General features: G+C 47.7%; 6 protein-coding genes. 2 read left to right on the top strand and 4 right to left on the bottom strand.

The window, feature by feature from the left end:
- Positions 1-502 precede the first annotated feature (502 nt).
- Positions 503-1,459 carry an alpha/beta hydrolase gene (locus ACP7IZ_RS11380; RefSeq protein ID WP_426849270.1) on the top strand — a complete coding sequence of 319 codons (957 nt, stop codon included), beginning with the start codon at positions 503-505 and terminating at the stop codon, positions 1,457-1,459.
- A 51-nt stretch (positions 1,460-1,510) separates the two neighbouring features.
- On the opposite strand, the gene ACP7IZ_RS11375 is transcribed toward ACP7IZ_RS11380, so the two are convergent.
- Entirely contained in the window at positions 1,511-2,215 is a 705-nt protein-coding gene (locus ACP7IZ_RS11375; protein WP_426849268.1) for a hypothetical protein, read from the bottom strand.
- A 99-nt stretch (positions 2,216-2,314) separates the two neighbouring features.
- On the bottom strand, positions 2,315-2,557 hold the full coding sequence (locus ACP7IZ_RS11370) for a hypothetical protein (protein ID WP_003624576.1): 243 nt from the start codon (positions 2,555-2,557) through the stop codon (positions 2,315-2,317).
- 224 nt (positions 2,558-2,781) lie between these two features.
- Between ACP7IZ_RS11370 and ACP7IZ_RS11365 the strand changes: the two genes are divergently transcribed.
- The gene (locus ACP7IZ_RS11365; RefSeq protein WP_426849266.1) at positions 2,782-4,140 is read left to right on the top strand and encodes an NCS2 family permease; all 1,359 of its coding nucleotides are present in this window, start codon (positions 2,782-2,784) and stop codon (positions 4,138-4,140) included.
- Between the two features lie 48 nt (positions 4,141-4,188).
- Here the strand turns inward: ACP7IZ_RS11365 and ACP7IZ_RS11360 are convergent, their stop codons facing one another.
- Positions 4,189-5,505 (bottom strand): outer membrane beta-barrel protein, encoded by a 1,317-nt coding sequence (locus tag ACP7IZ_RS11360; protein ID WP_426849264.1) that lies wholly within the window; start codon positions 5,503-5,505, stop codon positions 4,189-4,191.
- A gap of 128 nt (positions 5,506-5,633) precedes the next feature.
- Positions 5,634-6,221 carry a hypothetical protein gene (locus ACP7IZ_RS11355; RefSeq protein ID WP_014457092.1) on the bottom strand — a complete coding sequence of 196 codons (588 nt, stop codon included), beginning with the start codon at positions 6,219-6,221 and terminating at the stop codon, positions 5,634-5,636.
- Between the last annotated feature and the right edge of the window lie 38 nt (positions 6,222-6,259).

Raw genomic sequence — 6,259 nt, 5'->3', positions numbered from 1 at the left:
GGCAGATTGCGCCTGGACAAACGGAAATGCCCTGTTGCCATTGGGGGATCACCTGATCAGTCATCACATGGGGCTGCTGTCTATAACAATCCGTGCCGCAGGACCTTATATTCTAGGGAATGAGAAACTGGCTGATAATGCAAAGAATTTTGCTTAATTAGAGAATAAGGCTTCATGGCCAGACGGGTGTAAATCAGTCTGGCCATGAATGCATTTGGACAATAGATACAGGTTGTATTTTCAAATACCTGTTGTTTTTTAATAAATTTTACATTCATGCAAAATACATTATGCGCTTTAATTTTATTTAAACTATATATTTTTAATAAATTGAATTTATAACGCATATATAATAATGTATTATATGGAAATCATATATAAAATATTGATGCATTGTATTTTTATATTGATACTAATCAATAAATTATGATGATCTTGGGTATATAAACTTGTCTTGCGGCACGGTCTGTGATGCCTGCCGCAAAATAGGAGGCGAGTTACTATGCCAAAATCAGTAGTTAATCCCGAATTTCTTCCCATTCTTGAGAAAATGCCATCATTTGATGGTCTTTCATCGCTTTCACTTCCAGAAGTGCGAGAAGTTTTTCTAACATCTGTGCGCCTTATAGAAGGTCGGCCTCTGCCAGATGTTATTACGCGGGAAGAATACGTGCCGGGGTTGAACAATGCCCCAGATGTACGTGTTGTTGTTTATACACCGCGTGAAGTGCAACCCAATGCACCCGCTATGGTTTACATTCATGGCGGCGGCCTTGTTTCCGGTCACCCGGAAGTGGATGACCCCAAATGCCAAAAGCTGGCCAGTGATCTGGGCTTTCAGATTTTTTCGGTTGATTACCGTCTTGCGCCAGAGGTGAAATATCCCGGTGCTATTGAAGATTGTTATGCTGTTCTGAAATGGGTGCATGAAAACGCCAGCACACTCGGCATTTCGCGCGATAAGGTTGTTGTTGCCGGTGAAAGTGCAGGTGGTGGTTTAAGCGCAGCCCTAAGCCTGATGGCGCGTGACAAAAAAGAATACAAACTTGCTTTTCAGTTGCTCATTTACCCCATGCTGGATGATCGTACGGCAGTAAACAATGATCCAGGCGCGAATTTTGGCGAATTTGTCTGGACACGTTCTGCCAACAAATACGCATGGCAGGCTTATTTGGGCGATAAAGCGGGTGGCCCACAAACGCCGCCATATGCAGCTGCTGGCCGTGCAACAGATCTGGCAGGTTTGCCTCCCACCTTTATTGGTGTGGGATCAATGGATCTGTTTTTGAAGGAAGACCTTGATTACGCAACCCGCCTGATGGCAGCGGCTGTGCCCACGGAAGTTATGGTGGTGCCGGGGGCTTATCATGTGTTTGATATGTATGTGCCGGATGCAGAACTTTCCCGTAGGTTTATGGATGCCTACTGTGCAGCACTTAAACGCACATTGAATCTGTAACATCAACAGTGCCTGACAGGTTATTTAGCCTGTCAGGCTGTGGTGTTGGATTTAGCCACCACCTCTGCATGAAGCCATTTCTCTAGTGGAAACTGCTTCCGATGCAGCCTTGCGAAGTTGCAAGGCACAACTTTGCGCAGAAATAATCATTCTTTGTGCGCTGGCAGAAAAGGGCAGTCTGCCTCCACTTTTGCCTGCTGCAATAAGAGCCAAATCTTTATACGCATCTACAAAAATATTTTGTGCAACACTGCCTGTGTCTTCACAGCCGCCTAAATCTGTTGGCTGGAACATGTTCTTTGCACGAAAACAGAGCAGAGAAACCTTTTTTCCGGCAGAATAAGATGAGGCAGCATTTACACCATTATTGGAAAGATATGCCTGCACATTATCTATCCCTGATGGGGAAGAAGCATAATCAACATAAAAATCTTCCCCAGTTTGGGAAACAGAAAGAGCCTGCCCGGTAATATAGATAGGCTTATCCATGGGGAAATTTTTTGCAGCAGTAACAGAACTAGATTTCCATTCCGCCCAATAGGCTTGGGCTGTTATGGCTGTTGGGCGCGGAAAAACTGGTGCCCAGTTAATAAGGCTTTTGCCGCCACTTAAAAATGTTTTGATATCATTGGTTAGTAAAATGGATGCGGCATCTACGTAAGGGTAAGCATCATCTACAGTCTGCGGTGCAGAAGAGGCCATAACTGGTGTCGCCCATACCAACATGGCAACCAGAAGTATCTTTTTCAAATTCATCTCCCTTCTTTGTCCGTATTATATCTTCGGAAAGAAGAAGAGGCAGCCCCGTTCTAAAATGAATGACGGGTGGTTTTTGGCCACCCGCCTGCGCAATTATCAGGAATGTGCGGCAATAACGGTTTTTGCCAGGGATTCAATTTCAGAGGCTTCTACACCTTCTGGGTTGCGCTCTGCTTTTTTGGCCACTTCGCGTTCGGCTTCACCAGCCTTAACGCCGCCTTTAAGCACATAATTTGCCAGTTCACGCACTTCTTCCTTAGTTGCCAGCTTGGGCTGCTTAAGGGCGCGTTCTGCCAGATGGAAAAGGGAGCTGGTTTCGTGCGGTGCTTTATCAGTCATAAAAAAAGTCCTTTCTGCTTTGATGCTCAAGCCTAAGCATTTGTTCATTTTAGGAAATGGGGATGCCCCCTGCATTCAGCTACGGGGAAGGAGGGATAGCTGCCATGTGCTGTGCAGATTACGCGCCTTAAGGCAGGAAATCTTTTATTCTGCTGGTGTTATTTTTGTTCGTACATCCGTAAGATAAAGCAGAAACTGGCCCCAGCAGCACTGCCGAGGAATGGATGAGATATTTATGGTCAGGCATGCGTGCATGTCTGGATCGTGTTTTTGATATTTCTGGCCGAGGGTCCAGTATTCCCAAGGAAGTTGTGGCGGGTATCACCACTTTTGGGGCAATGGCCTATATTATGGCAGTTAACCCTAATATTCTGGCTTCTGCCGGGTTAGACCAACATGCCATGGTTATCACTACAATTGCCTCTGCGGTTGTGGGTTCCTTCATCATGGCGGTGGGGGCTAATCTGCCCATAGCGCTTGCACCTGTTATGAGCAGCAATGTGGTGTTTGCCCAGATTGTTATTGTGCGTATGGGAGTGCCACCGGCTCAGGCCTTTACCATGGTGCTGTTGGGTGGTCTGGCCTTTCTGTTTCTCTCCCTTACGCCGTGGCGCCGCAGAATTGTTGAAACATTTCCGCTTTCGGTCAAACAGGGCATTCATTTTGCCATTGGGGCCTTTGTGGCTCATATCGGCATTGTAAATGGTGGCTTGGTAACGAAGGGTGGAGAAGGGTTGGTTTTTGGGCAGTTGTCCAACCCTGTTGTGCTTTTGGCGCTGGCCGGGGTTTTTCTGGCCATGATGTTAAAATGGGCGCGTGTACCGGCCGCCATTTTGGTGTCTGTTATTGCCGTAACAATAGCTGGCTTATGGGTTGCACATCCAGATGGCAGCAAGGTGACGCAACTGCCCGCGCATTGGGTGGATTGGCCATCCTATCCGTGGTTCATGTTGTTTCCGTATGATTTTCATGGCCTATTTGCCAATCTGTTTCTGGTTTTGCCCATAACGCTTTATTTCTTTTTGGGTGATTTTTTTGATGCTACCGGCACCATGATGGCCGTAATGCAGCGTTCTGGCCTTAAGGATAAACAGGGGCAGCCTTTACTGGCAAAATCGGCTTTTGTGGCAGATGCAACGGCCAGTGTTATTGGCTCTGCTTTAGGCACATCCACTGTTTCAGCTTATCTGGAATCTTTGGTGGGAGTGGAAGAAGGGGGACGCACAGGGCTGACAGCTCTGGTCGTGGCATGTTTGTTTGCTGTGTCATCTATCTTGTGGCCGCTTATTATCTGCGTGCCTGCTGTGGCAACTGCTCCGGCTCTTATTCTGGTTGGCTTGGGTATGCTTAGCAGCCTGCCAGACCTGAAATCTTTGGCTGTGCAGGAGCGGGTTATTCCGCTGTTTATGTTGCTTGTAACCGTGCTGACGGGTGATTTTATGGTCAGTCTGGCACTGGGTTTGCTGCTGCACACAGCCTTTGTGCTGACAACCCGCAAATGGGCGGAACTTACTCTGATGCTATGCGGGTTGGACTGTGTGTTTATTTTGTATCTGGTGCTCTCATCCAGATTAGGCAGTTAAAAAGACAAAACAGGCTGCGGTGAATATGGCAGCCTGTGTCTGAATGTATCAGAACCCGATAACCGCATCGCCACCAAAGGTGAACATGCCGTTGTTGCGGCCACCATTAAAAGGCGTGGTGCCATTAAGGGAACGATCAAACCGTATTTCTGGCCGAAGCTGAAATACGCGCACATGGTGCCCCAAATCTGGATGATACACGACGTTCAAGGATAGATCCCCATACGTGGTGCCGTGGCCAGAGGGGCCAGCAACAGTTTCTCCGCCCGTGCCAGCCAAGGCTTCCATATAGGAGTTGTTGCCGCGGAAGGTGGCCACCATCATGTTGTTATTATCGCGGTAAATTTCGCCGCGGTAATTGAAGGTGAATTCCTTGTTGATCTTGTAGCTCAGGAAGCTGACAAAACTTTCTGCATCTGCGCCAGCAAATTGCCCACGCGCACCTATGCCACGCACTCCTTCATCATGCAGGTAGTTGAATTCTGCTGTAACAGAGAGCTTGTCATTTATATCATAGGTAGCGTTGATATCGTTCCAAAAGCGTTGTGCGTGGTCTGCTTCGTAATGCCCGACCGAGCGCCAAGAGTTTTCCGGCCCAACGCGGCTGAGTTCTACAATGCGTAGCTTACCATGTGCGAGGTTGTTGAGGTTGAAGCCAAAATAAGCCGCAGGCATGTGGTTGTTATCGGAGCTGCCAAAGGATGTCTGATTCCCGGTATCAATTCCGAAAGTAACATCCACTATTGGCGTTACGTGCCAGTTAAACATAGCGCCAATATGCTCAAACGGCACAGAATATTCAGATGTATAGGCAAGCGTATAAAAGGCGCGGGATGTAGGATCTAACCCTTCAACACCCATTGGGGCCTGTAGAATACCAACCTGCATATCCAATCCACCTTTTGTTAGCCACGGTAGATGCACATCTACATGCGCTTGGGCGGGAATAAGCTGGTAACGCGCCTTCCATTCCTGATCTGAAATGCCAAGCACATGGTAGTACCTGGCATCGGAACCATACAGCCCTTCTAGGGTGAATCCGATCTGATACTCGTTCAGGCTGGAATCGATGGCTTTGGAAATGGTGAATTCAGCTTGGTTCAGCTGTACCTGGTTGGCGTGGTCGGCCAGAAAGTCTCCGTAGTTATAGCCGGGGTTGGGGCGTGCCGGATTGGCCATGATACCGCCTTCAATCTGCCCCGTAAGGGTGATATCGGACAACCAGCGACCGAGGCTGGAACTGCTGGTTTTCAGGCTTGTAAAGGGCAGAACCTGCGCATGTGCAGTTTTATGCAAAGCCGGAAACAACAGTGAAGAAGCAGAGAGAAGCAGCAGAACTTTCTGTTTTTTAGGAAGCGTCGTCATGGAGGGGGATGTCCCTTCAGTGCGGCTGTTACATGGCCAAAGTGTTTGGTAGTTTAGGCAGAAACATTCTGATAAAGAAATAAAAAAGAAATAATGAATGTTATTTACCCGTGGCGTATGATTGGCAGTTATAATTTTTGCCGCATTTGTTGGCGCAGGTCATTGCAGCGTTTTGTATAATGCGCGGCCTTGAACGCAGTAATAAAGTTAATGAAAAACGCCGCAGCCAAGGAGAGGAAGGAAAGTAATGTCAGCAACTCTCCAGATGTTCGGATTGGATCATCGTAATGCAGGCCGGAATACCACAACAAGCTTATGCTCACGATTGCACCAATAAAGCCAAAAACACCCGTTGTTTTAATCATGGAATCTTCCACGGTTTCAAACTCTGATGTCTCACGCCATAGGTCAAAAAGCTGGCGGTCTATTTCACCCACCGCGCCTGCATGGGCGGCTTTATCTTCTGTTGTCACTTTGTGTGGGTTCTTGCGGTAGATTTCCAGCTCCTGCCGTGCTTTGGAAAACACACGGCGGCGTTCCTTAATGGCAGGGATGCTAATATCCACAAAGCTGAGAATAGCAACATTCAGCCCAGCGGAAAGCTGGATGATAGCCTGAAAATCCCCCCAAGAAACAGCCATTACGTCCCCGTTTGCGGTAGATACTGGGGGTGTTTTAGCGTTTGAGGGGCTGGCTGAAAAAGGTATAGCCAGCATGTCTGCTATTCGGGGGCAGGAAACATGCTGGCTAAATG

Origin of the sequence: Acetobacter sp. AAB5, assembly GCF_050106715.1 — a bacterium.
GTDB lineage: Bacteria > Pseudomonadota > Alphaproteobacteria > Acetobacterales > Acetobacteraceae > Acetobacter > Acetobacter oryzifermentans.
The sequence above is the reverse complement of the archived record's forward strand: the minus strand, read 5'-3'. Positions and strand labels throughout refer to the sequence as shown.

Coding starts and splice junctions, on each gene's coding strand:
- ACP7IZ_RS11380 (WP_426849270.1), top strand. CDS start 503: ATGCCAAAATCAGTAGTTAATCCCGAATTTCTTCCCATTCTTGAGAAA.
- ACP7IZ_RS11375 (WP_426849268.1), bottom strand. CDS start 2,215: ATGAATTTGAAAAAGATACTTCTGGTTGCCATGTTGGTATGGGCGACA.
- ACP7IZ_RS11370 (WP_003624576.1), bottom strand. CDS start 2,557: ATGACTGATAAAGCACCGCACGAAACCAGCTCCCTTTTCCATCTGGCA.
- ACP7IZ_RS11365 (WP_426849266.1), top strand. CDS start 2,782: ATGAGATATTTATGGTCAGGCATGCGTGCATGTCTGGATCGTGTTTTT.
- ACP7IZ_RS11360 (WP_426849264.1), bottom strand. CDS start 5,505: ATGACGACGCTTCCTAAAAAACAGAAAGTTCTGCTGCTTCTCTCTGCT.
- ACP7IZ_RS11355 (WP_014457092.1), bottom strand. CDS start 6,221: ATGCTGGCTATACCTTTTTCAGCCAGCCCCTCAAACGCTAAAACACCC.